At 71.8% G+C, this 25,032-nt stretch carries 22 protein-coding genes; 11 read left to right on the forward strand and 11 right to left on the reverse strand.

Annotated elements, in window-relative coordinates; all coding sequences use genetic code 11:
• Nucleotides 1–53: 53 nt before the first annotated feature.
• Both RMN56_RS11785 and RMN56_RS11790 read left to right on the forward strand, forming a co-directional pair.
• A complete protein-coding gene (locus RMN56_RS11785) occupies nt 54–1,514 on the forward strand; it encodes a CCA tRNA nucleotidyltransferase (protein WP_313723841.1) in 1,461 nt (486 codons plus the stop codon).
• 175 nt (nt 1,515–1,689) lie between these two features.
• On the forward strand, nt 1,690–3,735 hold the full coding sequence (locus RMN56_RS11790; RefSeq protein ID WP_313723842.1) for a S8 family serine peptidase: 2,046 nt from the start codon (nt 1,690–1,692) through the stop codon (nt 3,733–3,735).
• A gap of 59 nt (nt 3,736–3,794) precedes the next feature.
• Here RMN56_RS11790 and RMN56_RS11795 read toward each other — a convergent pair whose 3' ends face one another.
• The 4 genes from RMN56_RS11795 to RMN56_RS11810 are packed head-to-tail and all read right to left on the reverse strand — an operon-like array spanning nt 3,795 to nt 7,483.
• Nucleotides 3,795–5,300, reverse strand: coding sequence for a flotillin family protein (locus RMN56_RS11795; protein WP_313723843.1), 1,506 nt, complete (start codon nt 5,298–5,300; stop codon nt 3,795–3,797).
• 25 nt (nt 5,301–5,325) lie between these two features.
• On the reverse strand, nt 5,326–5,868 hold the full coding sequence (locus tag RMN56_RS11800; RefSeq protein WP_313723844.1) for an NfeD C-terminal domain-containing protein: 543 nt from the start codon (nt 5,866–5,868) through the stop codon (nt 5,326–5,328).
• Nucleotides 5,869–5,885: 17 nt separating this feature from the next.
• Nucleotides 5,886–6,977 carry a TolB-like translocation protein gene (locus RMN56_RS11805; protein WP_313723845.1) on the reverse strand — a complete coding sequence of 364 codons (1,092 nt, stop codon included), beginning with the start codon at nt 6,975–6,977 and terminating at the stop codon, nt 5,886–5,888.
• A complete protein-coding gene (locus RMN56_RS11810; RefSeq protein ID WP_313723846.1) occupies nt 6,974–7,483 on the reverse strand; it encodes a SigE family RNA polymerase sigma factor in 510 nt (169 codons plus the stop codon). Before RMN56_RS11810 ends, RMN56_RS11805 begins: the two co-directional genes overlap by 4 nt.
• Before the next feature lie 70 nt (nt 7,484–7,553).
• Between RMN56_RS11810 and RMN56_RS11815 the strand changes: the two genes are divergently transcribed.
• Nucleotides 7,554–8,033 (forward strand): methylated-DNA--[protein]-cysteine S-methyltransferase, encoded by a 480-nt coding sequence (locus tag RMN56_RS11815; RefSeq protein WP_313723847.1) that lies wholly within the window; start codon nt 7,554–7,556, stop codon nt 8,031–8,033.
• Nucleotides 8,034–8,096: 63 nt separating this feature from the next.
• On the opposite strand, the gene RMN56_RS11820 is transcribed toward RMN56_RS11815, so the two are convergent.
• Together RMN56_RS11820 and RMN56_RS11825 are read right to left on the reverse strand one after the other, a co-directional pair.
• Nucleotides 8,097–9,176 carry an inositol-3-phosphate synthase gene (locus RMN56_RS11820; protein WP_091264990.1) on the reverse strand — a complete coding sequence of 360 codons (1,080 nt, stop codon included), beginning with the start codon at nt 9,174–9,176 and terminating at the stop codon, nt 8,097–8,099.
• Nucleotides 9,177–9,200: 24 nt separating this feature from the next.
• Nucleotides 9,201–9,839, reverse strand: a complete 639-nt coding sequence (locus tag RMN56_RS11825; protein WP_313723848.1) for a PadR family transcriptional regulator — start codon at nt 9,837–9,839, stop codon at nt 9,201–9,203.
• A 174-nt stretch (nt 9,840–10,013) separates the two neighbouring features.
• Here RMN56_RS11825 and RMN56_RS11830 point away from each other — a divergent pair, with 174 nt between their 5' ends.
• The 3 genes from RMN56_RS11830 (at nt 10,014) to RMN56_RS11840 (ending at nt 15,159) form a co-directional block, all read left to right on the forward strand.
• Entirely contained in the window at nt 10,014–10,460 is a 447-nt protein-coding gene (locus RMN56_RS11830) for a DUF5318 domain-containing protein (protein WP_313723849.1), read from the forward strand.
• A gap of 194 nt (nt 10,461–10,654) precedes the next feature.
• Nucleotides 10,655–13,477: a transglycosylase domain-containing protein gene (locus RMN56_RS11835; protein WP_313723850.1), complete on the forward strand. Its 2,823-nt coding sequence runs from the start codon at nt 10,655–10,657 to the stop codon at nt 13,475–13,477.
• Nucleotides 13,478–13,599: 122 nt separating this feature from the next.
• The gene (locus RMN56_RS11840) at nt 13,600–15,159 is read left to right on the forward strand and encodes a glycosyltransferase family 87 protein (protein WP_313723851.1); all 1,560 of its coding nucleotides are present in this window, start codon (nt 13,600–13,602) and stop codon (nt 15,157–15,159) included.
• A gap of 13 nt (nt 15,160–15,172) precedes the next feature.
• On the opposite strand, the gene RMN56_RS11845 is transcribed toward RMN56_RS11840, so the two are convergent.
• Complete coding sequence (locus RMN56_RS11845) at nt 15,173–17,359, reverse strand: hypothetical protein (protein ID WP_313723852.1); 2,187 nt, start codon at nt 17,357–17,359, stop codon at nt 15,173–15,175.
• Nucleotides 17,356–18,138 carry a deoxyribonuclease IV gene (locus tag RMN56_RS11850; protein ID WP_313723853.1) on the reverse strand — a complete coding sequence of 261 codons (783 nt, stop codon included), beginning with the start codon at nt 18,136–18,138 and terminating at the stop codon, nt 17,356–17,358. The genes RMN56_RS11845 and RMN56_RS11850 overlap by 4 nt, the downstream gene beginning before the upstream one ends.
• A 646-nt stretch (nt 18,139–18,784) precedes the next feature.
• Here RMN56_RS11850 and rpsF point away from each other — a divergent pair.
• The 4 genes from rpsF (at nt 18,785) to rplI (ending at nt 20,429) form a co-directional block, all read left to right on the forward strand.
• A complete protein-coding gene (gene rpsF, locus RMN56_RS11855) occupies nt 18,785–19,075 on the forward strand; it encodes a 30S ribosomal protein S6 (RefSeq protein WP_046563719.1) in 291 nt (96 codons plus the stop codon).
• Nucleotides 19,076–19,156: 81 nt separating this feature from the next.
• Entirely contained in the window at nt 19,157–19,687 is a 531-nt protein-coding gene (locus tag RMN56_RS11860; RefSeq protein ID WP_313723854.1) for a single-stranded DNA-binding protein, read from the forward strand.
• Between the two features lie 41 nt (nt 19,688–19,728).
• Nucleotides 19,729–19,968, forward strand: coding sequence for a 30S ribosomal protein S18 (gene rpsR / locus RMN56_RS11865; RefSeq protein ID WP_007073789.1), 240 nt, complete (start codon nt 19,729–19,731; stop codon nt 19,966–19,968).
• A gap of 14 nt (nt 19,969–19,982) precedes the next feature.
• A complete protein-coding gene (gene rplI, locus RMN56_RS11870) occupies nt 19,983–20,429 on the forward strand; it encodes a 50S ribosomal protein L9 (RefSeq protein WP_151460617.1) in 447 nt (148 codons plus the stop codon).
• A 75-nt stretch (nt 20,430–20,504) separates the two neighbouring features.
• Here the strand turns inward: rplI and RMN56_RS11875 are convergent, their stop codons facing one another.
• Entirely contained in the window at nt 20,505–22,052 is a 1,548-nt protein-coding gene (locus RMN56_RS11875) for a hypothetical protein (RefSeq protein ID WP_313723855.1), read from the reverse strand.
• Between the two features lie 394 nt (nt 22,053–22,446).
• Between RMN56_RS11875 and dnaB the strand changes: the two genes are divergently transcribed.
• Complete coding sequence (gene dnaB / locus RMN56_RS11880) at nt 22,447–23,850, forward strand: replicative DNA helicase (RefSeq protein ID WP_313723856.1); 1,404 nt, start codon at nt 22,447–22,449, stop codon at nt 23,848–23,850.
• Nucleotides 23,851–23,868: 18 nt separating this feature from the next.
• Here dnaB and RMN56_RS11885 read toward each other — a convergent pair whose 3' ends face one another.
• On the reverse strand, nt 23,869–24,552 hold the full coding sequence (locus RMN56_RS11885; protein ID WP_313723857.1) for a maleylpyruvate isomerase N-terminal domain-containing protein: 684 nt from the start codon (nt 24,550–24,552) through the stop codon (nt 23,869–23,871).
• Between the two features lie 81 nt (nt 24,553–24,633).
• Nucleotides 24,634–25,020 (reverse strand): TFIIB-type zinc ribbon-containing protein, encoded by a 387-nt coding sequence (locus RMN56_RS11890; protein ID WP_313723858.1) that lies wholly within the window; start codon nt 25,018–25,020, stop codon nt 24,634–24,636.
• Between the last annotated feature and the right edge of the window lie 12 nt (nt 25,021–25,032).

Here is a 25,032-nt window from a genome sequence, read left to right on the forward strand (position 1 = left end):
TACCCGCGCCCGGCGCAGGAGATGCGGTCCGGGACCGATAGGCTGGCGATCCCATGTCCGAAGTTCCCGCCTCCCACGCCGCCGACCGCCGCGACCTGACCGCCGCGCAGCGCAACGCCGTCGCCGAGCTGCTCCGCGTCTCGCCGGTCGCCGACGAGCTGGGCCGACGTTTCGCCCAGGCCGGTCACGAGCTGCACCTGGTGGGCGGTTCCGTCCGCGACGCCCTGCTCGGTCGCCTCGGTGACGATCTGGACTTCTGCACCGACGCCCACCCGGACGAGACCATCCGGGTGATCCGCGGCTGGGCCGAGTCGATCTGGGAGACCGGGCGGGAGTTCGGCACCATCGGCTGCCAGCGCGACGGGCTCCGCCTGGAGATCACCACCTTCCGCGCGGAGGCGTACGACCAGGTCAGCCGGAATCCCGTCGTCGAGTACGGGACCAACCTGGTCGACGACCTCAAGCGCCGGGACTTCACCGTCAACGCCATGGCGGTCAGCGTTCCCGAGCACCGGTTCACCGACCCGTACGGCGGGCTGGCCGACCTGGCCGCGAAGATCATCCGTACGCCCGGCACGCCGCAGGAGTCGTTCCGGGACGACCCGCTGCGGATGCTGCGCGCGGCCCGGTTCGCCGCCCAGCTGCGCTTCACGGTCCACCCGGACGTCCGCGCGGCGATGACCCGGATGGCCGCCGACCTGGACCGGATCACCGCCGAGCGGATCCGGGACGAGTTCACCAAGCTGCTCTGCGGCGCCGACCCGATCACCGGACTGCGGCTGCTGGTCGACACCGGCCTGGCCGAGCGCTTCCTGCCCGAGCTGACCGGGCTGAAGCTGGAGATCGACGAGCACGCCCAGCACAAGGACGTCTACGAGCACACGCTGACCGTGGTCGCCAACGCCATGTCGATGGAGGAGGACGGCTGCGACTTCGTGCTGCGGATGGCCGCGCTCATGCACGACGTCGGCAAGCCGGGGACCAAGGCGGTCGGCCACGACGGCCGGGTCAGCTTCCACCACCACGAGGTGGTCGGCGCCCGGCTGACGAAGGCCCGGATGAAGGCCATGCGCTACCCCAAGGACGTGACGTCCCAGGTGGTCAAGCTGGTCGGCCTGCACCTGCGCTTCTACGGGTACGGCCGGGGCGAGTGGACCGACTCGGCGGTCCGGCGGTACGTCACCGACGCCGGTGACCTGCTGACCCGCCTGCACAAGCTGACCCGCTCCGACTGCACCACCCGCAACCGGCGCAAGGCGGCCCAGCTCGCGGCCGACTACGACGCGCTGGAGGAGCGGATCGCCCGGATCGCCGCCGAGGAGGACCTGGCGCGGGTCCGACCCGATCTCGACGGCAACGCGATCATGGAGTTGCTCGGGGTGCCGCCGGGACCGGTCGTCGGGCGTGCCTGGCAGTACCTCAAGGAGCTGCGACTGGAACGCGGCCCGCTGGAGCGGGACGAGGCCGAGGCCGAGCTGCTGCGCTGGGCCCGCGACCAGGGCGTCCTCGGCTGACGCCGGCGGCCGGCTGACGACGATACGCCGGCGTGTCGACCGAACGGTTGACGCGCGAGGCTCGATGTGTCCCGCATGATGTCGGTCATCACCGACCTCCCGTTCGAGGGTGAGGCGGTTCTGATCGCATCCGCCGTCCGGTTCGGACGGTCCCTGGACACGGGGAGAATCCTCAGTGAGAAACCACGGTGCGTTGCGCCGCTCTGCCCTCGTGGGGCTCGCCCTCACCTCGGCAACCTCCATCATGTGCGCCGCCACGAGCGGCCCCGCGCTCGCCGATCCGGCCGGCCCGAAGCGTGCCCCGGTCCGGGGCGCCGACGCGGCCGAGGCGGTCCCCGGCCGCTACATCGTCGTCCTGAAGGACGGCAAGGCCAGTGCCGCGAAGGTGCGGTCCGCCGCGTCGGCCCTCGCCGGCGAGCACGGCGGCACCGTCCGCCGGGTGTTCGGCAAGGCGCTGCACGGCTACTCCGCCAGCATGGACCGCCGGCAGGCCGAGCGCCTCGCCGCGGACCCGGACGTCGCGTACGTCCAGCAGGTGCAGCGCTGGTCGGCCACCGGCAGCCAGAGCGGCACGCCGTCCTGGGGTCTGGACCGCATCGACCAGACCACTGCGAAGGCCAACGGCGTCTACACCTACCCGGCCACCGGGGCCGGCGTGACCGCCTACGTCATCGACACCGGCATCGACATCGCCCACCAGGACTTCGGCGGGCGGGCCAGTTACGGCTACGACGCCGTCGACCAGGACGACGTGGCCCAGGACTGCCACGGTCACGGCACGCACGTGGCCGGCACCATCGGCGGCACGAAGTACGGCGTGGCCAAGGACGTCAACCTCGTCGCCGTGCGGGTGCTCGACTGCGCGGGCAGCGGCGACAGCGAGCAGGTGATCGCCGGCATCGACTGGGTCACCGCGCACGCCGCCAAGCCGGCCGTGGCCAACATGAGCCTCGGCTTCACCGCCACCGACCAGGCCGTCAACGACGCGGTCACCCGCTCCATCGCCTCCGGCATCACGTACGCCGTCGCGGCCGGCAACAGCTGGGAGGACGCCTGCGGTGTCTCCCCGGCGAACGTGCCGGCGGCCATCACGGTCGGCGCCACCGACCAGGTGGACTTCCGGGCGTGGTTCTCCAACTACGGCCGCTGCCTGGACACCTTCGCGCCGGGCACCGGCATCGTCTCGGCGAAGATGGGTACCACCGACGGCTCGGTGGCCATGAACGGCACCTCGATGGCCTCGCCGCACGTGGCGGGCGCCGCCGCGCTGCTGCTGGAGGCGCACCCGACCTGGACCCCGCAGCAGGTGCGGGACTCCGTCGTCACCACCGGTGTGGGCGGCGCGGTGCACGACACCATGGGGTCCGTCGACCGGCTCCTGCACGTCGGCACGGTCCCGACAGCCCGCGCCTCCTACGGTCTGAAGGCCCGGGTCAACGGCCGCTACGTGACCGCGGAGAGCGCCGGCACCAAGCCGCTTATCGCCCGGGGCACCAGCATCGGGGCGTGGGAGAAGTACGACGTGGTCGACGCCGGCAGCGGCCTGGTCGGGCTGCGGGCGCGGGCGAACAACAAGTTCGTGACCGCGGAGAGCGCGGGCGCGAAGCCGCTGATCGCCCGGTCCGCCTCGATCGGCGCCTGGGAGACCTTCCAGATCGTCGACAACACCGACGGCACGATCAGCCTGAAGGCGACCATCAACGGCAGGTACGTCACCGCGCCGAGCACCACCTCCCCGCTGATCGCCAGCAAGACCACCATCGGCACGGCGGAGAAGTTCGACTTCGACGCGCCCGCCCCGGTCGTCGGCATCAAGTCGCTGGCGAATGGCAAGTTCGTGACCGCGGAGAGCGCGGGCGCGAAGCCGCTGATCGCCCGGTCCGCCAGCGTCGGCGCCTGGGAGAAGTTCGAGATCGTCAGCGCCGGCGACGGCTACATCGGCATCCGGTCGCTGGCCAACAACATGTTCGTCGTCGCGGAGAGCGCGGGCGCGAAGCCGCTGATCGCCCGGTCCGCCGCGATCGGCCCGTGGGAGACGTTCGACTTCCTCGACTACAACCCGGACGGCTCCGTCTACCTGCGGGCGGACATCGACGGGCAGGCGGTCACCGCCGGCAGCACCGGTGCCAGCGAGCTCATCTCCAGCCGCACCATCGACTGGGACAACACCGAGACCCTGGGTCTCGGCATCGGCGAGAAGTTCGTCGTCGCGGTCATCTGACCGTTCACATAACGGCGCCCGCCGGAACCCCAGCAGGGGAACCGGCGGGCGCCGTCGTGTCACGGGGTGACGGTGGTGCCGTCCACGGTGTTCTTGCCGTTCGTGTGCGCGCTGCCCAGCTTGGCGAGCAGCCCGGCCAGGTCGATGCCGGTGAGGTCGCTGCCGAGCTGGAGGCCCTGCGCCACGTTGCCGGCGACCGACTTGGTCAGCGACGAGGCGCCATCGGTGGAGATGACCGTCATCTTGTCGATCGCGCCGATCGGGGCGCTGGCCGCCTCGACCACCTGCGGCAGCACCTTCACCAGCAGGTCCAGCACGGCGGCCTCGCCGTACGCGGCGAACGCCTCGGCCTTGCGGGCCATCGCGTCGGCCTCCGCCTGGCCCCTGGCCAGGATGGCCGCGGCCTCGGCCTGACCCTCGCGCTCGACTGCCTCGGCGATCGCGGAACGCCGGCGCTGCTCCGCCTCACCCTCCTTGGCGCCCTCGATCGCGTTCGCCTCGGCCAGCGCGGCCCGGCGGGCCCGCTCGCCCTCACCGGTGAGCCGGGCCTGCTCGGCGGCGGCCTGGGCGGCGGCGATGGTGGCCTGCCGCTGCGCGTCCGCGTTGAGCACCGCCGCGTTGCGGGACGCCTCGGCCTCCTGCTCGACCTTGTAGCGGGCCGCGTCCGCCGGCTTGCGCACCTCGGTGTCGAGCTGGCGCTGCTTCAGCTCGGCGTTGCGCTCGGCCACCTTCTGCTGCTCGGAGAGGATCGCCTGGTCCCGCTCGGCCTGGGCGAGCGGGCCGGCCGCCGCGGACCTCGCCTTGGCCGCGTCGATCTCGGCCTGGATGGCGGCCTGCTTGAGCGACAGGTTCCGGTTGGCCTCGGCGATCGCCTCCTCGGCGAGCAGCCGCTCCTGCTCGGCCTGCTGCCGGGCCCGCGCCTCGGCGATGGCCGCGTCCTTGAGCACCCGGGCGGCCTCCGGCCGGCCCAGGTCGGCCAGGTAGGACCCCTCGGCCAGGATGTCCTGGAGCTGGAACGTGTCGAGCACCAGGCCCTGGTTGGTCATCGAGTGCTCGGCCTCCTCGGCGACCGCGCTGGCGAAGGCGGCCCGGTCCCGGATGACCTCCTCGACGGTGAGCCGGCCGACGATCGAGCGCAGCGCGCCGGCCAGCACCTCCCGGGTGAAGTCCTCGATCTCGTCCTGCTGGTGCAGGAAGCGCTGGGCGGCCGCGCGGATGGCGTCCTCGGTGCCTCCGACCTTGACGATCGCGACGCCGTGCAGGTCGGCGCGGATGCCCTGCTTGCTGACCGCGCCCTTGATGCCGACGTCGATCCGCCGGCTGGACAGGTCGAGCGACTGGAGCTTCTGCACCACCGGCAGCACGAAGACCGACGCGCCGAGCACGACCTTCTGCCCCGACATGTCGGTGGAGCGTCCGCCGTCGGCGGTCTGGGTGGTCCGGCCCTTGCGGCCGGTGACGATGAACGCCTCGTTGGGGCCGGCCACCTTGATCCGGGAGAGCACGAAGAGGACGAGGACGACGGCGAGGAGGACCGCGCCGCCGATGGCGACGAGCAGGGGCATGGGAGTTCCCGTCTGTGCTGGGGGGTCAGTAGGTCTCGACGTGCACGCTGGTCTCGCTGAGCGCTTCGACCACGAAGATCCGGGCGCCGACCGGGATCGGATGGTCGGCGCGGGCGTTGAGTTTGACCGGCTGGCCGGCGAGGCGTACCCGGACCTCGCCGTAGCCGCCGGCGGGGACCGGGGTCACCACGAGGCCGATCGCGCCGGCCAGGTCGTCCCGCGTCGGCGTGGCGTCCGTGCGCATGTTGCGGGCCGCGCGGCTGAGCCGGGCCGCCAGCCAGCCGGTGGGCACGGCGGCGAGCGCGCCGCCGCCCACCGCCGCCGCGATCATTCCGGGGGTACGCCCACCGAGCAGCTCGTTGACGATCGCGGCGCCGAAGCCGAACGCGCCGGTGAACCCGGCGACCGCCTCCAGCGAAACCGGCCCGTCGACGTCCGGATGACCCAGGTGCAGCACGCCCGACCCGAGCAGGGCGAGCGTCAGCACCCCGACCCCGACCCCGCCGATGATCAGGAAGATGAGCGTCCCCGTGGCCACGACCTGCACGGTATCGATGCCGTGCAACATCAACGACCGCCGAACGGTCAGCGCGGAGCGACACTCACCTCAAGATCGACCAGCTGCTTCGGCAGTGGCTGGCGGACCAGTTCCCGGCCGGACGGATCGGCGAGCACGAAGTCCCGCGACCCGTACGGCCGCCGGTAGAGCAGCCGGTCGCCGGTGACCCAGACGACGTCGGCGGCGGGCAGCGGGTTCACCACCCGGCCGGTCGCCGTCTCGACGAGCAGCGGCTCGGTCAGGCCCTGGACGACCACGAACTTTCCGTCCGGCGACCAGGCATCCGGACCGGCCGGCCCGCCGGGCATGGTCACCAGGCGGGTGGGCCGGCCGTCGTCGACCGACAGGAGTTGTACGCCCTTGGCGAGATCCCGGGGCCAGCTCTCCGAGCGCCGCTTGCTCAGCGTCAGCGCCACCTCCCGGCCGTCCCGCATCCAGGTGAACTCGCAGGTGTCCGCGCACGGCCAGCCGAGGGGACCCACCGGGTGGGCCCGCCTCGTGCCGTCCAGGTGCAGCACGATGAAGCCGAAGTGGTCCAGCTGGTGGGTGGTGAACAGCAGCCGCTGCCCGTCCGGCGACCAGCGCGGCACGGAGAGCGCCCGGCCCACCTCGTACCAGCGGGTCTTTCCGCTGGCCAGGTCGAACAGACCGATCTCTCTGGGCCGGTCGTCGTCGCGGACCGCGACGAGCGAGCCGGTGGGCGCCGGGAAGATGCCGTCGTAGCGGTCGGTGGCGAAGTACCGGCCGCGGCCCCGGTCCAGCAGCATTCCGCTGCCCGACCCGCCGGCCACCTGCGCCCGGGTCACCACCCAGTCGCCGGGCAGCACCAGGGGTTTCCCGGCCCAGTCCGCGCCGGGCGTGGGCCGCATCGCCGGCGACGGGGTGACCGTCACCGGTGGCGTCGCCGGTGGCGGGGCCGGCCGGGGCCGGAACAGCACGAAGGGCAGGGTGACGGCAACGACCGCGACCAGGGCGGCACCGGCCGCGGCCACGCGGCGCCGGCGGCGCAGCCGGCGACCGCGGCCGAGCGCCCGGGCAGCCAGGTCCGGGGCGGGGCCGGCGCCGTCCGCGAGTTCGCGTACGGCCGCCCGGAGGGTCTCGTCCAGCGACGTGCTCATCGGGTCACCTCCGCTCGGCTGGTCCGTTCGTCCAGGCCCGGTACCAGCTGACGAAGCTTGGCCAGCGCCTTGGCGCTCTGGCTGGCCACCGTGCCGGCCCGGCAGCCGAGCAGCGCCGCGGTCTGTTCGACGCTCAGGTCCTCCAGGTAGCGCAGGGTCAGCACGGCCCGCTGCCGGGGCGGCAGCGCCCGCAGCGCGTCCCGCAGCAGCAGCCGCAGGTCGCTGTCCTCGCCGGCCGCCGCCTGCTCCGGCAGCTCCGCGAGCGGCACCTCGGGGCGCCGCGCCCGGCGCCGCCATCCGGAGACCTGGTCGTGGTAGAGGATCCGCTTCACGTACGGTTCGGCGTCGCCGCGGATGCGCGGCCAGCGGGCGTACGCCTTGGCCAGCGCGTTCTGGAGCAGGTCCTCCGCTGCGTGCTGGTTCCCGGCCAGCGCGTACGCGACGCGCAGCAGGGCTGCTCCCCGTTCGTTGACGAACGCGGTGAACTCCCCGTCGACCTCTGCCACCGCCCACCTCCGTAGCTCAGACGCCCGGGGCGGGAGGAACTTTGCCTCGTCGCGCGGGACAATGGGCGACATGCGCTGGACCGTGCTCGACTCGCCGATCGGGGAGTTCTCCGTCGGCACCGACTCCGACGCCGTGCGCGGGGCGCACTTCGGCCGGGTGGCGTCGGCGACCGACGAACCCGGCGACGAGGTCGCCCGGCGGGCGGTGGCCGAGCTGCGGGCGTACTTCGCCGGTGAGCTGACCGGGTTCACCGTGCCGGTGGTGGCGCCGCGTGGCTCGGAGTTCGAGCGCGCGGTCTGGCGGGAGATGACCCTCATCCCGTACGGGGAGACGAAGACCTACGGCGAGGTGGCGAAGGCGGTCGGGGACCCGGGCGCGGCCCGGGCGGTCGGGGTCGCCTGCAACCGCAACCCGATCCCGGTGATCGTGCCCTGCCACCGGATCGTCGGGGCGGGCGGCAAGCTGGTGGGCTTCGGCGGCGGGCTGCCGCGCAAGGTGACCCTGCTGGAACTGGAAGCGGCCGTGGCGCTGCGGCACGCCTGGTCCTGACGTACCCGAACAAGGAAGGCCGGGTCCGCGCGGACCCGGCCTTCCTTCGGTGTGCTCAGCGCGTCAGCGCTCGACCTCGCCGGCGATGAACGCCTCGACGGCGGCGTGCGCGTCGTGGTCGGCGTACTGCTTCGGCGGGGACTTCATGAAGTACGAGGAGGCGGAGAGGATCGGGCCACCGATCTTCCGGTCCAGCGCGATCTTCGCGGCCCGGACGGCGTCGATGATGACACCGGCCGAGTTCGGCGAGTCCCACACCTCGAGCTTGAGCTCGGCGTTCAGCGGGGTGTCACCGAAGGAGCGACCCTCCAGGCGGATGTACGCCCACTTGCGGTCGTCCAGCCACGGCACGTGGTCGGACGGGCCGATGTGCACGTCGCTCTTCTGCATCTCGTGCGGGATCTGGGAGGTCACCGACTGGGTCTTCGAGATCTTCTTCGAGACCAGGCGGTTGCGCTCCAGCATGTTCATGAAGTCCATGTTGCCGCCGAAGTTGAGCTGGTAGGTGCGCAGCAGCTCGACCCCGCGGTCCTCGAAGAGCTTCGCCAGGGCGCGGTGCACGATGGTGGCACCGACCTGGCTCTTGATGTCGTCACCGACGATCGGCAGGCCCGCGTCCTCGAACTTCTTCGCCCACTCGGGGTCGGAGGCGATGAAGACCGGCAGGGCGTTCACGAACGCGCAGCCCGCGTCGATGGCGGCCTGGGCGTAGAACTTGTCGGCCTGCTCGGAGCCCACCGGCAGGTAGGAGACGACCACGTCGACCTGCGCGTCGCGCAGCGCCTGGACCACGTCGACCGGCTCGGCGTCCGACTCCTCGATGATCTCGCGGTAGTACTGGCCGAGACCGTCGAAGGTCGGGCCGCGCTGCACGGTGACGCCGGTCGGCGGCACGTCGCACAGCTTGATGGTGTTGTTTTCGCTGGCCACGATGGCCTCGGCGAGGTCCATGCCCACCTTCTTGGCGTCCACGTCGAACGCCGCGACGAACTTCACGTCGGAGACGTGGTAGTCGCCGAAGGTGACGTGCATGAGACCCGGGACGCGGTCGTTCGGGTCGGCGTTCCGGTAGTACTCCACGCCCTGCACGAGGGACGAGGCGCAGTTACCCACACCGACGATGGCGACGCGGACGGAGCCCATAACGTCTGCCTCCTTCTTCTTTCATCACGGCCGCTTCGTCCTGGACTCTCCAGGCGGGGGCGGGCTGTCGTTTTCTCCTCGGCCGCCGGCCGTCCCGGTTTGGGGGACCGTCGGGGCCCGGCCGGAGCGCTCGTTGGCGATGAGCTCCTCCAGCCAGCGGACCTCGCGCTCACAGGCGTCGAGCCCGTGGCGTTGCAGTTCCAGGGTGTACGCGTCGAGCCGCTCGGCCGCCCGGCCGAGCACGTCACGAAGGCCTTCGCGACGCTCCTCGATCTTTCGACGACGACCTTCCAGGATCCGGAGCCGGGTGGCCTGGTCGGTCCGGGCGAAGAACGCGAAGTGCACGCCGAAGCCCGTGTCGTCGTACGTCTCGGGTCCAGCCTGCGCTATGAGCTGGGCGAAGCGTTCCTTGCCCTCGGCGGTAATGGTGTAGACCACCCGACCGCGTCGGCTGGTCAGCGCGGGAACCTCCTCGGCGGTGGCGGGTGTCTCGGCGGCTTCGGTGATCCATCCCGCCGCCTGCAGCCGGCGCAGGGTCGGGTAGAGCGAGCCGTAGCTGATCGCCGCCCGGATCGCGCCGAGCTTGGCGGTCAACTCCTTGCGCAGCTCGTAGCCGTGCATCGGAGCCTCCTGCAGGAGACCCAGGATGGCGAACTCGAGCACGGGCCATCCCTTCTTACCCCCGGCGCGGAGCGGTAACCGCCGCGATGTATCGAACCGATACATCGCACGTTAGCGGAGACGCATGATCAGGGCAAACCCTCGATTCCGAGGTTCTGCCGTCACGGATCGTGACGATGGTCGCCTCACCCCGCCGGACCGCGTACCCTTTCCCGCATGCGTACGCAGCGCCAGGTCGTCGACTACTCGCTCCAGAAGCGAGCGGTGCTGCGTGAACTCCTCACCGGGCGGATCGGCACCTACGACGTCTGCGATGCCTCGCCGTACCTGAAGAACGCCGCCCGCTTTCACGGCGAGCCCACCGACGAGCGCTGCCCGATCTGCCGCAGTGAGAACCTCATCCACGTCCACTACATTTACGGCGACGAACTCAAGCAGTCGGCCGGCCAGGCGCGCACCCGGGCGGAGTTGCCGGTCCTGGCCATGACGCTGCGTGAGTTCCAGGTGTTCGTGGTGGAGGTGTGCCCCGGCTGCGACTGGAACCATCTCGTCGAGCAGTTCCTGCTCGGCCGGGACGGGCTGGCCGGCGGCACGGACGACACGGTGGAGCAGGGGACCGCGACCAGCTCCACCCCTCGGCGAAGGCGAGAGGCGCAACGGTGAACCTGGCTGTCCCGCTCGATTCCGGCCCGACCCCAGGGCGGGACGACCGACAGCCATTAGGTCTGATAGATCCGAATAGGTCGGATTTGACGCCTGCGCCCGGGCGCTCCAGGGGTGTAGCGTCTCGTGTTCCATCTCACGGCAACCCGGTGGCGGCGCGCCCGCGCCCCACCGCGACCGGCAGGGTGTGAGGAATGAACTACGGCGATTCCAGTTCTTCGCGTGGGCGGGCCCAGATCCCGGGCCCGAACGGCGAGCCCGGTTCTCCCGGGAGCCCGCACGGGAACGGCTGGTCCTCCGGGTCCGACGGCGCTGCCTCGGCCCGGGCCTCCGTGACGCCGCGCGGCTCCGCGTCCGGTGGGCGGGCCTCGGTCGGCGGCGCGGCCCCGACATCTCGTGGCGCCGCGGGCTCGGCCTCGGTTGGCCGGGCCGGTGCGGGACGGGCCTCGGTGCCGGTCTCGCCGGCGCCCGGCGGTGCATCGGGGCGGGCCGGCTCCGGGCGGGCCTCCGTGCCGGTGTCCCCGGCCGGCCCCGCCGGGCGTGCCTCGGTCGGCGCGGCGAGCGTCGGCGCGGCCGGGCGGGCGAGCTTCGGTTCGGCGGCAGTGGGTGGCCGGGCCGCGGTGGCCCGCGCCGGGGTGCCCGGCATGGCCGGTGGCGGCCCCGGTGGGCCGGGCGGCCCGACCGGCCCGGGTCGCGGGGGCCGCGGTGGCCGCGGGGACGACCCCGCGTCGCGGGCCCGGGCGAAGAAGCGCCGCCGGATCAACATGATGATTGCCGGGTTCGCCGTCTTCATCATGCTCGCCGGCATGGGCGTGGTCGGCTTCACCTGGTACTCGCAGAAGGTGCTGCTTCCCGAGGACACCATCCCGCCGCTGTCGACCACCATCTACGACAAGACCGGCAAGACGGCCATCGCCAAGATCGGCGACCAGAACCGGCAGCTGGTGACCATCAACCAGATCCCGGAGCACGTCCAGCACGCCGTCGCCGCGGCCGAGGACCGGAACTTCTACCGGCACTCCGGTGTGGACTACAAGGGCATCGCCCGGGCCGCCTGGAACAACATCAGCGGCGGCGACAAGCAGGGCGCCTCGACGATCACGCAGCAGTACGCCCGCAACGCCTTCGACAACCTGAACCAGGACACGTACGGCCGCAAGGTGAAGGAGGCGATCCTCGCCTCCAAGCTGAACGACCGGTACGACAAGAAGACGATCATGCAGCACTACCTGAACGTCATCTACTTCGGTCGGGGCGCCTACGGCATCCAGGCCGCGGCGCAGACGTACTTCAAGAAGGACGTCTCCAAGCTGACCGTGGCGGAGGCCGCCGTGCTCGCCGCGCTCATCAAGCAGCCCGAGCCGAGCGCCACGCACAAGGGCTACGACCCGGCGATCAACCAGCAGGACGCGCTGGACCGGTGGAACTACGTCATCAACGGCATGATCGCCGAAAAGTGGCTCGACGCGCCGAAAATGCCGCCGCACCCCACCGAGTACCCGACCAAGACGCTGCAGAAGCCGTCGAAGAACAACGGCGGCGGGTTCGGCATCGACACCCCGTACGGCAACATCGTCAACTACGTCTCCCAGGAACTGCGGGAGATGAACCTCTGCACCGACAACGAGGCCGAGGTCACCGAGAAGAAGCCGCTCTGCGCGAAGGCGCTGAGCCGGGGCGGTTACAAGATCACCACAACCATCGACAAGAAGATGCAGGAGGCGGCGCTCGACGCCGCCCAGCGGGCCAAGAAGGGCTCGGAGCTGTACAAGCAGCCGACGAACCTGATGGCGGCCGTGGTGTCGATCGACCCGAAGACCGGGGCGGTGCGCGCCTACTACGGCGGGGACAACGGCACCGGCACCGACTATGCCGGTAAGAACGTGGACAACGGGGTGCTCTCCGGAGGCCACTCGCCGGGATCGAGCTTCAAGATCTACACCCTGGCGGCGGCACTCAAGGCGGACATCTCGATCAAGTCGCGGTGGAAGGGCTCGGCGTTCACCCCGAAGGACACGAAGTTCAAGGTCAGCAACGCCGGCGCCGACAAGGTGTCCTGCGGCGACTCCTGCACCCTCGAGATCTCAACCCTCAAGTCGCTGAACGTGCCGTTCTACTACATCACCGAGCAGATCGGTCCCGACAAGGTGCTCGACATGGCCAAGCAGGCCGGCGTCACCACGATGTGGCGCACCGACACCAACCCCGCCAAGGCGTACGACCTCACCAAGGCGGACCCGAAGGACCTGGCGCCATCGCCCTTCTTCAACGTCATCGGCTACGGCCAGTACCCGATCACGGTTCTCGACCACGCCAACGGCGTGGCCACCTTCGCCAACCAGGGCGTCTACAACAAGGCGCACTTCGTGAAGCTGGTGCAGAAGCAGAACCCGGACACCGGCAAGTGGGACACGGTCGGCGGGGAGAAGCTCAAGCCGCAGCGGCGCATTGACAAGGACATCGTCGCCGACGTCACCTCCGTGCTGGAGCAGTACCCGGGCCAGGTGAACCGCCGGCTCGACGACGGCCGCAAGGCCGCCGAGAAGACGGGCACCTGGGAACTCGGCGACCCGAAGGACCCGTTGGCCAACGGCGACGCCTGGATGATCGGCTACACGCCGCAGCTCGCCACCGCCGTCTGGGTCGGCAACAAGGGCGCGCGCAAGGCGATCGAGGACGACGACGGCAACAAGATCAGCGGTGCCAAGATGCCCGGCGCGATCTTCCAGCGCTTCATGAACGACGCGCTCAAGGGCGAGGAGAAGGCGGACTTCCCGCCGGCCGCCCACGTCGGCAAGGACGACGCCGGCAACGGCACGGCGCCGCCACCGGAGGTGCCGGTGCCGGGCCAGCCGGGTGGGCCGGGCTGTGACCCGCTGGGCCTGTTCTGCCCGGGCGGCAACAACGGTGGCAACACCGGGCCGGGTGTCCCGCCGGGGCCGGGCGACACCGGCGGCCGCGGCGGCCGCGGCGGTGGTCTGCTACCGAGCACACCACCCACCCGCCAGACGTATTGACGCCCACGGCCTCATGACGGCGGCCGGACCACCTGGTCCGGCCGCCGTCGGCGTTTCGCGTGGCGGAATTTGTGCGCGCGAGGCGGGACGGCGGGGCCCGGCGTACGGCAGGATGCCTCTCCATGAGCACCCAGTCGACGGCAGGCATCGACGAGAACGGCTCCGATCCGCACCTCCGGTCCGGCGCGTCCGAGGCCGCGCCGCGACCCGGCGCCGTCGTGGACCATCCGTCCCGCTCGGACGGCCTCGTCCGCGGCGCCAGCGAGCTGATCGGTGGCCCGCTGGGTGACCACGCCGTCGCCCTGGACCGGCCCCCCGGCCGGGAGGGCCGGTTCTGGACCGCGGCCCGGATCGTGCTGGCCCTGGTGTGCCTGACGCTGGCCCTGCACTGGGTGCAGAAGTCCCCCTGCCAGGACGGGGCATGGCAGAACAACGTCCAGTACACCCGGATGTGCTACACCGACGTGCTGGCCCTCTACTACGCCGAAGGGCTCAACGAGGGCAAGGTCCCCTACGCCGACCACCCGGTGGAGTACCCGGTGCTCACCGGCTACTTCATGGGCGCGATCGGGCTGCCGGTGCACGCCCTCGGCGTGGACCGGCCCGGCATCAACCAGGGGCAGTGGTTCTACAACCTCAACGCGCTGGTGCTCAGCGCGCTCGCCGTCGCCACCGTGGCGGTCATCCTCAGCCTGCGCCGCCGACGACCATGGGACGCGGCGCTCTTCGCGCTCTCACCGGCCCTCGTGCTCACCGCCACCGTCAACTGGGATCTGCTCGCCGTCGGGCTCGCCGCGTTCGGGCTGCTGGCCTGGGCGCGCCGCCACCCCGCCACCGCCGGCGTGCTCCTCGGCCTGGCCGGGGCGGCGAAGATGTGGCCGCTCTTCCTGTTCGGCCCGATCCTCGTGCTCGCCCTGCGCGCCGGCCGCCTGCGGGCCGCGCTCACCGCCACCGCCACCGGCGCGGTGGCCCTGATCGCGGTCAACCTGCCGGTGGCGATCCCCTACCGGGAGAACTGGGAACGCTTCTTCGATTTGAACACCACCCGGCCGATCGACTGGGGCACGCTCTGGTACATCGGCCGCTACCTGGACGGCAGGATCAGCCCCTCCGCGCCCGGCGACCTCGGGCCCTTCGAGTGGCTGAACGCGCACATCTCCACCCTCAACTGGCTGTCGTACCTGCTCTTCGGGCTGGCCTGCCTCGGCGTCGCCGCGCTGGCGCTGCTCGCACCGCGTCGCCCGCGGCTCGCCCAGCTGGCCTTCCTGGTGGTCGCCGCCTTCCTGATCTTCAGCAAGGTCTGGTCCCAGCAGTTCGTGCTCTGGCTCCTGCCGCTCGCGGTGCTCGCCCGCCCCCGCTGGGGCGCCTTCCTGGCCTGGCAGTTCGCGGAGGTCTGCTACTTCGCCGCCTTCTACGGCGAGCTGCTCGGGGCGGCCACCACCCGGCCGGTCTTCCCCGAGGGCGTCTTCGTGCTGGCCGCCAGCCTGCGCCTCATCACCGTCGCGGTGCTCTGCGGGTTCGTGATCCGGGACATCCTGCGTCCCGAGCGGGACGCGGTGCGGGACACCTACGCGGACGACCCGGACGGCGGGGTGCTCGACGGCACACAGGACGCGCCCTGGTACCAGCGCTGGCGGCACGGCGCCGCCGCCGATCACCCCGCCGGGGCGGTCACCGCCTGACCGGTGGCACCGGTCAGAGGCGGTAGACGACCGCGTCGCCGACCTCTTCCCGGGTCACGCCCAGCCCGTCGACCGGCCGGTCGAGCATCCCCTCCCACGGGGTGCCGCCGAGCCGGTCGCGGAGCACCACCACGTTCTTCACGCCCAGCTTCCGCAGGTAGTCGACGCTGCCGAAGTCGGGGAAGCTGACCGTGGCGTCGCGGACCTGGGCCTGGGAGTTCGGAGTGAAGCCGCTGCCGCCGTTGACCATCCGCTGGAACCGGTCGGTCGACCACAGCATCACCGGCTGGTCCAGGTTCTGGCTGCTGGGCAGCACCAGCATGGGCCCGTCCACCGTCCGCATCACCGCCGGCTGCTGCGGCACCACCGGATGCGGCGTCACGTTCAACCCCTCCACCACGACCAGCAACAGCGGCACGAGGGTGGCCAGTCGCAGCCACGGGCCCGGCCACGGCGGGACCCGCTCGGCGGCGAGCTCGCGTACGCGGGCGCAGAACGCGGTGACCGCGCCGGCCGCGAGCAGGCCGAGCAGAAGCGTCGTCCAGAGCATCATCCGGCCCGGGGTACGCAATCCGTTCCAGCCCGGCAGGTGCTCGAAGAGCGGCACGTAGGTGAACCGGCCGTCGAAGAACCGGGTGCCCATGGCCAGGGCCACCGTCACGAGCACCCCGGCCAGCAGGAAGAGCCGGTGGCGGACCCGCCAGACCGAGAAGAAGAGCCCGCCGGCGGCCAGCGCGTAGAGCGCGAAGCCGGGCAGCAACGTCATCTCCGGATGCCAGGGCAGCACGGCCCGGGCGCCCTCGTGCAGCTCACCCCAGACCCGCGACTCCGCCGGGGCGGTGAAGAACCCACTGACCGGCGGCGAGTAGAGCTGGATCTCGCCCAACGTCCGGGCTGCGTTCGGGTGCTGCTCGGCGACCGTGAAGTACGGCACGGCCAGCAGTGCGCCCACCGCGGCGAAGACCAGCCCGCCGAGCAGGTCGGCCAGGAACAGCCGCCAGCCGAACGGACGCGTCACGCGGCGCCGCCGCGCGAACCAGACGACCGCCGAGACCAGCACGATGCCGGCCAGCAGGTACGCGAACGGGAGCCCGATGCCGAAGCCGAGGCTGAGCTGCCAGGCGGCCACCAGCCACCCCGCGAACGCCCAACCGGCGTGCCGGCACCGCGGCCGGTAGCCGTGCCGCAGCGACCAGCCGTGACCGCGGGCGAGCATGGCCAGCGCCAGCGGGATGCCGCCGTTGGAGATGACGTGCAGGTGCCCGGCCTGAGCCAGCAGCCACGGGGCGTACGCGTAGCTCGCCCCGGCCACCGCGCCGCCGATCCGGCCCGCGCCGAGCTGCCGCGCCAGCGCGTACGCCCCGAACGTGGCGAGCGCGTGCGCCAGCACGAACATGATGTTGTAACGCAGCAGGGCGTCCTCGGGGCCGACCCCGATCATGCCGGCCGGGGCGTACCCGAGCAGGGTGTCGGAGAAGGCGAAGCTCCACGACTCGGGGAAGAACGTGTTCGAGTTCCACAGCTGCGCCGGGTCGGTCAGCAGGATGTGGCCGGACCAGGCCAGCTGCCAGGACTGGAGGCTCGGGTCCCAGTAGTCCTGCGGCAGCGTGTAGCGCGGGTAGCGCAGCGTGGGCCAGGTCATCAGCACGGCCAGCGCCAGCGAGGCGACGGCGGCCAGGGTCCATTCGTGCACCAGGGAGCGGCCGACCGCGCGGACCGCCCGGCGGGGCCGGCTGAGCACGGGATCGGGCGCGGGACCGAACGCCGTCCAGGGATCGGCCGGCTTGTCCCCGTCCGTGCCGCCGGCCCCGGTCTCGTCGTCCTTCCCCGCGCCGGACGACTCGGCCCTGCCGTCCTTCCCAGCCGCGCCTGGCGCGGCCTCGCCGTCGGTCCCGGCCCGGCTTTCGGGTCCGCTCTTGCCGGTCCCCGTGTTGGTCCCGGCCGTGTCGGTCCCGCTCTTGTCGGTCCCGCCCTCGTTGTCGGTCCCGGCCTTCGCCGTCCCGGCCTTGTCGCTGTTTCCGGCCTTGTCGCGGTTCCTGGCCTTGCGGCCGGTCCTGGCCTTGCCGTTGGGTCGGGCCGCGCCGTCCGTTCCGGCCACCTCGGTGGCCTCCGGCTTCGCGCCGGAGGCGCTGTCGCCCGTGGCCGGCGCCGGGTCGCTGTCGGCCCGGCCGCCGGTCGCGTCGGACTGCTCGGTGGTCATGCCGTCGCGCCCAGCTGCCCGCGCAGGAACGCGATGTCGGCCGCCTGACCCTCGACGCCGCCCGGTGTCTCCACGATCACCGGCGCGCCCGCCGCCCGGATCACCGCGACCACCAGCTCCGGGTCGATGGTGCCGCCGGTGAGGTTGTCGTGCCGGTCCTGACCGGAGTTGAACGTGCCCTTGGAGTTGTTCGCGTGGATCAGGTCGATCCGGCCGGTGATCGCCTTCACCCGGTCGACCAGCCCCAGCAGCTCCTCGCCCCCGGCGTGCGCGTGGCAGGTGTCGAGGCAGAAACCCACCTCGTAGTCGCCGAGCGCGTCCCAGAGCCGGGCCAGCGCGTCCAGGTGCCGGGCGCAGGCGTTGTCGCCGCCGGCGGTGTTCTCGATGAGGATCGGGAGCGGAAAGCCGCCCGAGTCCGCCGCGTACGCGAAGGTCTTCCGCCAGTTGTCGAAGCCGACGGCCAGGTCGTCACCGGCGTTGACGTGGCCGCCGTGCACGATCAGACCCTTGGCGCAGACCGCCGCCGCGGCGGCGGCGTGGCCGAGCAGCAGCTTGCGGCTGGGGATGCGGATCCGGTTGTTCAGCGTGGCCACGTTGATGACGTACGGCGCGTGCACGTAGAGGTCGACGTCGGCGGCCCGCAGGCGCTCGGCGTCCTCCCGCGGCTTCGGGGCCTTCCAGCCCTGGGGGTCGGCGAGGAAGAACTGCACCGCTTCGGCCTCCCGGGCGGCCGCCTCGGCCAGCGGGTCGGTCGGATCGACGTGGGCTCCGATTCGCATGCAGGGCAGCCTACGTCGCGCCTCCGACGCGCGGGGCTCCCGCGCGCGGGGGTTCCGTGGTACGGATCGCGTCACCAGCCGGCCCGGTGGTCGTTGTCCGAGGTGGGATCGATGGTCGACGCTCCGGCCGGACGCGGGTCCACAGCGCGTACGGCGAAGCGGAGGCCCCCGGTAACGGGACGCCCCGCCGTGCGGCCCGGCACGACGGGGCGGGATCCCCGCTCGTCAGACCCGAAGACTGGCCACCGAACCAGTCCGGCGAATTCCTCCATTTCCCCCAAGAGGTGACGAGAGCCGTTGTATGGTCAGACCAGGTAACAACACGATAAAGCTCCGCGGGGCGTCCTCGATCCAACCTCATCGGTGTGGTCGTTCCTCCCCAGGTCCCACCCAAGGAATGCGGACGGGACGCCCCGCGGCCCCGTGGACAGGGGTCCACCTTCCGGCGCGCGACGCCGAAGGTGGGCCCCTGTCACCGCGCCCGGACCCGGTGGACGACCGGGCCGGGCATGATCGTCGGGACCGGGTATCCTGGTCCGGTTGTCCGCGTCCGGCCGGGTTCCCCCGGCACCGGTCACGGCAGCGACGCACGACCTCCTGCCACGGAAGGACCGTGGCCGCTTAGCCCACAGGAGGTGAGCACGTCTTGCGTCATTACGAAGTCATGGTGATCCTCGACCCCAGCCTCGAGGAGCGCACCGTCGCCCCGTCGCTCGACACGTACCTGAACGTGATCCGGACCGCGGGTGGCTCGGTGGAGAAGACCGACGTGTGGGGCCGCCGGCGCCTCGCGTACGAGATCAACAAGAAGGCCGAAGGCATCTACGCCGTCATCGACCTCCAGGCATCGCCGGAGGCCGTGGCTGAGCTGGACCGTCAGCTCCGACTCAACGAGTCGGTGCTGCGCACCAAGGTCATCCGGCCGGAGATGCGCTAAGCATTCAATCCCGGTTCGCCCGGATCAGCCTCATCGGCTCTGTCGTACGGCTCTGAGAGCCTGTACGGCGGGATCTGATGAGTGCGCGAGGAGATGGTCATGGCAGGAGACACCACCATCACGGTCATCGGCAACCTGACCGATGACCCCGAGTTGCGGTTCACCCCGTCGGGTGCGGCGGTCGCCAAGTTCCGGGTCGCTTCGACGCCCCGGTTCATGGACAAGACCACCAACGAATGGAAGGACGGCGAGCCGCTCTTCCTTTCGTGCACGGTCTGGCGGCAGGCCGCCGAGAACGTCGCCGAGTCGCTGCAGCGCGGCGCCCGGGTGATCGTGTCCGGCCGGCTGCGTCAGCGGTCGTACGAGACGCGCGAGGGTGAGAAGCGCACCGTCATCGAGCTGGAGGTCGACGAGATCGGCCCGTCACTGCGCTACGCCACGGCGAAGGTGCAGAAGATGTCCCGTTCGGGCGGCGGTGGCGGCGGCTTCGGTGGTGGTGGTGGCCAGGGTGGCGGCGGAGGCAACTTCGACGACCCCTGGGCTTCGGCTGCACCGGCTCCCTCGCGCGGTGGTTCGGGCGGCGGAAACTTCGACGAGGAGCCCCCGTTCTAATGGCGCCGAGCGCCCGCGATCGCAAACCAGGAGCAAGAGCAATGGCCAAGGCTGCGGCACTTCGCAAGCCGAAGAAGAAGGTGAACCCGCTCGACAAGGACGGGATCACCTACATCGACTACAAGGACACCGCGCTGCTGCGCAAGTTCATCTCCGACCGCGGCAAGATCCGCGCTCGGCGGGTGACCGGCGTTACCTCGCAGCAGCAGCGGCAGATCGCCCGTGCGGTCAAGAACGCCCGCGAGATGGCGCTCCTGCCGTACACGGCCACGGCCCGCTGAGAGGAGGCACCGACATGAAGATCATCCTGACTCAGGAGGTGTCCGGCCTCGGTGCCCCGGGCGACATCGTCGAGGTGAAGGACGGCTACGGCCGTAACTACCTGCTGCCGCAGGGCTTCGCGATCGCCTGGACCAAGGGCGCGGAGAAGCAGGTCACGGTCATCCAGCGGGCCCGCGCGGCCCGCGAGATCCGCGACCTCGACCACGCCAACGAGGTCAAGGCCCAGATCGAGGGTCTGAAGGTCAACCTGAAGGCCCGCGCCGGCGACGGCGGGCGGCTCTTCGGCTCGGTCACCCCGGCCGAGATCGTCGACGCCGTCAAGGCGGCCGGCGGCCCGACCCTGGACCGTCGTCGGCTGGTGCTGCCCAGCCACATCAAGTCGCTCGGCGCCTACCCGGTCAGCATCCGGCTGCACCCCGAGGTGAGCGCCAAGTTCGACCTGAACGTGGTCAAGGGCTGACACCACACAGCACGACGGAAGGGCCCGCACCGACATTCGGTGCGGGCCCTCTCGCATGTCAGAGGGGCTACGACGTCACCCGATCGGCTGGCCCGTCACCGCGCTGATCACCACGGTCGAGAGCCCGCCGCCCACCACGGCCGCCGCCAGCGCCACCGTCGCCGAACGCCAGGTCGTGCCGACCCGCCGCAGCACCACCGCCACCACGAGACTGCTCAGCAGCGCCAGCCCGAACCGCGGCGCCCCCGCCACCAACGAGGCGATGGCGTGCGCCCGCGGCGAGTCACAACCGCCCCCGGTGATGTCCGTGACGCATCCCGCCGGCGGCTGCCCGTCGAGGAACAGCAACCCCACGATGAGCAGCAACGCCGGCACCAGGTAGCACGAAGCCGTGTAGACCAGCGATCGCATCGGCCCACCCGGATCCGGGTCGAGCAGGTCGTCCTCCAGCGGGCGGCCCCACGACCCGCCGCCCACCGGCTCCACCCGCCGCCGCAGCGTCGACGCCCCGGCCCGCCCCGCGACCACCGGCTCCACCGGGCGACGGCGGGGCACCGGGCGCGGCGCGGGCGCGGCGACCATCGGCGACCGCGGGGCCGACGGCGGCGTCTCCGTCCAGCGGGGATCGTCACCCGCCAACCGCGTCCCGGACCAGAACGCCTCGGCCCGCTCCGGCGACGCCCAACCCTCCCGCACCGGCACCGGCGGCGCCGTCCGGTCCCACTGGTCGACCTCCGCGTACCGTTCCCCGGCACCGGTCTCCCGGACCCGGTCCCACCGGCCGGTGTCGGCCTGCCGGTCCCACTGACCGGTGTCCGTGAACCGGTCCCACTGACCGGTGTGCTCCGTCCGATCCCAGCGGCTCTCCGCCTGATCCCAGCGGCCGGCCGTGGCGGGACGGCCCCACGCGTGCACGCCCGACGCGTCCCACGGGTCGACCGCGGGCTGCTCCGCCGGGTCCGGCTCGGCCGCCCGCCCCCGCTCCCACGGGTCCACCGCCGGCCGCGACCACGAATCCGTCGTCGCGCGCCGACTCCGCCGGGTCGGCCGCTCGGCGTCCCACCGGTCACCCTCGTCGCCCGACGCGGGCGCCTCCTCCAGCCCCGACCAGGTCACCTGCGGCCGCCGGGTCGCCGCGCGGCGCGGCCGGCTGCGCGGGGCCACCCCGGAGACCGGCTCGCCCTCGATCCCGTCGGCGCGCCGGCTCCCGACGTACCCCTGGTCCTGCGGGGTGTCCAGGGTCCACTCGGCGGTGTGCTCCGACACCGGGCCGGCGCCGATGGCCCGCAGGTCACGGCGGTCGTCCTCGCGGCGCCAGCCGGTGTCCGCCCGCCAACCCCCACCCGAGTACGGCGGGTCGACGTCCTCGTCGTCGTCGCGAGCGGCGTGCCGACCCCCGCCGTCGGCCCGACGGATGCCGGACTCCAGCGCCCACCGGGGAAGATAGGCGTCCACCGGCTCGTCCTGGCCGCGCTCGACGGCGCGCCGGCGACTCGGCGTGCGGTAGCTCTCGGAGGCGGCGGACGAACCGGCCGGGAGCGGACCGGCGGGAGCGTCCCAGGAGGCGCTCGGCCGGCGCTCGCGCGGGCTGCCCTCCCCGCTTCCCCAGTCCCGGTTTCTCACGGCGGGAGCGTGACCCTTCTCGACCGAAAGTGCAATCCGCAGTCCAGGTGTAGCCGTTCGCAGAGATAGTACGGGACGAACGGCGCACAAGCTCGACCCGAAATCTTCCGTCCACAGGGTGGGGATCGTAAAACCGCAGGTCACAGCCGAGCGCGCCCAAATTCCCCATCACTTATCCACACCCTGTGCACACCCTGCGCACATGCCTGCCCACCGGCGTCCACAGGTTGTCCCGAGGCTCGTCCACCGGTGCTGTTGAGTGGCTGACCGCGGGTTCCGTATCGTGGTCCCCCGACCGTCCGGGCGATGGCCCCCGATCGACCGGAGGGTCGTCGGAACTTGTCACACCCCAGCGGTAAAGCTGGATCCGATCCGACGCAGCAAGGGGGGCCCCGTGTCGGTCACCGACGGAACGCGCTCGGAGCGGGCCGGGGGGCCGCCGCCCACCCCGGCACAGCGGGACGGCCAGTTCGAGAAGACCCCGCCGCAGGACGTGGCCGCCGAGCAGTGCGTCCTCGGCGGCATGCTGCTCTCCAAGGACGCCATCGCGGACGTCGTCGAGATCCTCAAGTCGAACGACTTCTACCGCCCGGTGCACGCCACCATCTTCGACGCGATCCTCGACATCTACGGCCGCGGCGAGCCGGCCGACCCGATCACCGTGGCCGCCGCGCTCGCCGACTCCGGCGACCTGGCCCGGATCGGCGGGGCGCCCTACCTGCACACGCTGATCGCCAGCGTCCCCACGGCCGCCAACGCGGCCTACTACGCCCGGATCGTCGGCGAGCGGGCGGTGCTCCGCCGGCTCGTCGAGGCCGGCACCCGGATCGTTCAGCTCGGCTACGGCACCGGCCAGGGCGGCAGCCGCGACGTCGACGACATCGTCGACCTCGCCCAGCAGGCCGTCTACGAGATCACCGAGAAGCGGGTCAGCGAGGACTTCGCCGTCCTGGCCGACATGCTCCAGCCGACGCTCGACGAGATCGAGGCGGTGGGCGCGCAGGGCGGGATGATGACCGGCGTCCCGACCGGCTTCAGCGACCTCGACCGACTGCTCAACGGCCTCCACCCGGGGCAGCTCATCATCGTGGCCGGCCGGCCCGGCTTGGGTAAATCAACCGCGTCTATGGATTTTGCCCGGAATGCCGCTATCCGCTACAACCAGGCGTCGGCGATCTTCTCGCTGGAAATGAGCAAGGTCGAGATCGTCATGCGACTCCTGTCGGCCGAGGCGCGCGTGCCGCTGCACGTGCTGCGCAGCGGCCAGCTCTCCGACGACGACTGGACCAAGCTCGCCCGCTGCATGGGCGAGATCAGCGAGGCGCCGCTCTTCGTCGACGACACGCCGAGCATGAACCTCATGGAGATCCGGGCCAAGGCGCGGCGGCTCAAGCAGAAGCACGACCTCAAGCTGATCGTGGTCGACTACCTCCAGCTGATGACCTCGCCGAAGCGCACCGAGAGCCGGCAGCAGGAGGTCGCGGACCTGTCGCGTGGCCTGAAGCTGCTGGCCAAGGAGGTCGAGTGCCCGGTGATCGCGGTCAGCCAGCTGAACCGTGGCCCGGAGCAGCGCACCGACAAGCGCCCCCAGCTGTCCGACCTGCGCGAATCGGGCTCGATCGAGCAGGACGCCGACGTTGTGCTGCTGCTGCACCGCGACGACTACTACGACAAGGAGTCGCCGCGCGCCGGCGAGGCGGACTTCATTGTCGCCAAGCACAGAAATGGCCCGACCGACACGGTGACCGTGGCGGCGCAGCTGCACCTGTCCCGCTTCGTCGACATGGCGATCGTCTGATCCGGGCCGGACGAGCGGTCAGCCGAGCAACGGGAACCAGCCGGCGGCCTCGCCCAGCTCCAGCCGGTCGCGGTCGGTGAGCGGCACCCGGCCGGTGGCCTTGAGCAGGTAGTCCCGGTCGTCCCAGCCGGTCGGCCGGACGGCGTCGTCGCTGAGCAGGCCGTCCACCGTGGCCACCGCCACCCGGGTGGGTGCCTCGGCCGGGAGCGGGGCGTCGGGCAGGTCCACCACCAGGTCGAGGTGGTGGATGACCGCCTCGGTGGTCAGGGTGGCGAGGAAATCGGGTACGCGCAGCACGTGCCCCTGCGTGGTGACGTGCCCGTCGGGGTCGGCGGCGGCGGCCGCGCGGACGGCGGCGGGCGCGGTGTCGGACCAGATGCGTACCACGCCGCTGGGCCGGTCGAAGGCGGCGGCGGAACGCCGGGCCCACCAGGCGTGCTTCACGCTCGCCTCGTCGTCGCCGCCCGGGGTGAACGCGCGCCAGTAGCTGACGTCATCGACGTCAGCGGGCCCGGGTGCCGGGCTGGCGAGGGTGACCAGCGCCCGCTGCGCGTCGCAGAGCACGTGGAAGAGCAGGTCGGCGACGAGCCAGCCCCGGCAGCGGGTGGGGCGTTGCAGGCCGGCGTCGTCGAGTCGGGTGACGACGGCGGTGATGCCGTCGTACGCCTGCGCCAGCGCCTCGTGCGGCCGGATCGCGGTCATGCCGTGCAGCCTGCCACGGCGTGGCGGAGTCGGCACGACGACAACGCCGGGCCGGCGGGTGCCGGCCCGGCGAGGCGACGGTCAGTCGAACAGTTCGCCGAGGAAGCCGCCGTGCTTCTTCTTCCGGCGGTAGTGGCCGTGGTAGCCGTAGTGCTGCTGACCGTGGCCGTAGGCGGGCTGCGGGTAGCCGTGGCCGGGCGGGGGCGGAGGCGGCGGGACGGCGCCGTAGCCGGGCTGGTGGGGTGCGGCGGCGGGCGGTGGCGGCGGGGGCGGGGCGTAGCCGCCTCCGGAGGGCGCGGCCTGCCGCGCGCCGTGCTGCTGGTTCCAGTTCGCCTCGGCCTCGAACAGCTTCTCGAGCTCGCCGCGGTCGAGGAAGATGCCGCGGCATTCGCCGCACTGGTCGATGATCACTCCGCTGCGCTCGTACTGGCGCATCTCTCCATGGCATTTGGGACAGGTGAGCTGCATGACACCGAAGGT

The organism is Micromonospora halotolerans, assembly GCF_032108445.1.
Classification (GTDB): Bacteria; Actinomycetota; Actinomycetes; order Mycobacteriales; family Micromonosporaceae; genus Micromonospora; species Micromonospora halotolerans.

Coding starts and splice junctions, on each gene's coding strand:
- RMN56_RS11845 (WP_313723852.1), bottom strand. CDS start 17,359: ATGACCACCGAGCAGTCCGACGCGACCGGCGGCCGGGCCGACAGCGAC.
- RMN56_RS11850 (WP_313723853.1), bottom strand. CDS start 18,138: ATGCGAATCGGAGCCCACGTCGATCCGACCGACCCGCTGGCCGAGGCG.
- RMN56_RS11795 (WP_313723843.1), bottom strand. CDS start 5,300: ATGCCCCTGCTCGTCGCCATCGGCGGCGCGGTCCTCCTCGCCGTCGTC.
- rpsR (WP_007073789.1), top strand. CDS start 19,729: ATGGCCAAGGCTGCGGCACTTCGCAAGCCGAAGAAGAAGGTGAACCCG.
- RMN56_RS11890 (WP_313723858.1), bottom strand. CDS start 25,020: ATGCAGCTCACCTGTCCCAAATGCCATGGAGAGATGCGCCAGTACGAG.
- RMN56_RS11885 (WP_313723857.1), bottom strand. CDS start 24,552: ATGACCGCGATCCGGCCGCACGAGGCGCTGGCGCAGGCGTACGACGGC.
- RMN56_RS11835 (WP_313723850.1), top strand. CDS start 10,655: ATGAACTACGGCGATTCCAGTTCTTCGCGTGGGCGGGCCCAGATCCCG.
- RMN56_RS11840 (WP_313723851.1), top strand. CDS start 13,600: ATGAGCACCCAGTCGACGGCAGGCATCGACGAGAACGGCTCCGATCCG.
- rplI (WP_151460617.1), top strand. CDS start 19,983: ATGAAGATCATCCTGACTCAGGAGGTGTCCGGCCTCGGTGCCCCGGGC.
- RMN56_RS11805 (WP_313723845.1), bottom strand. CDS start 6,977: ATGAGCACGTCGCTGGACGAGACCCTCCGGGCGGCCGTACGCGAACTC.
- RMN56_RS11820 (WP_091264990.1), bottom strand. CDS start 9,176: ATGGGCTCCGTCCGCGTCGCCATCGTCGGTGTGGGTAACTGCGCCTCG.
- RMN56_RS11830 (WP_313723849.1), top strand. CDS start 10,014: ATGCGTACGCAGCGCCAGGTCGTCGACTACTCGCTCCAGAAGCGAGCG.
- RMN56_RS11800 (WP_313723844.1), bottom strand. CDS start 5,868: ATGTTGCACGGCATCGATACCGTGCAGGTCGTGGCCACGGGGACGCTC.
- RMN56_RS11815 (WP_313723847.1), top strand. CDS start 7,554: ATGCGCTGGACCGTGCTCGACTCGCCGATCGGGGAGTTCTCCGTCGGC.
- RMN56_RS11785 (WP_313723841.1), top strand. CDS start 54: ATGTCCGAAGTTCCCGCCTCCCACGCCGCCGACCGCCGCGACCTGACC.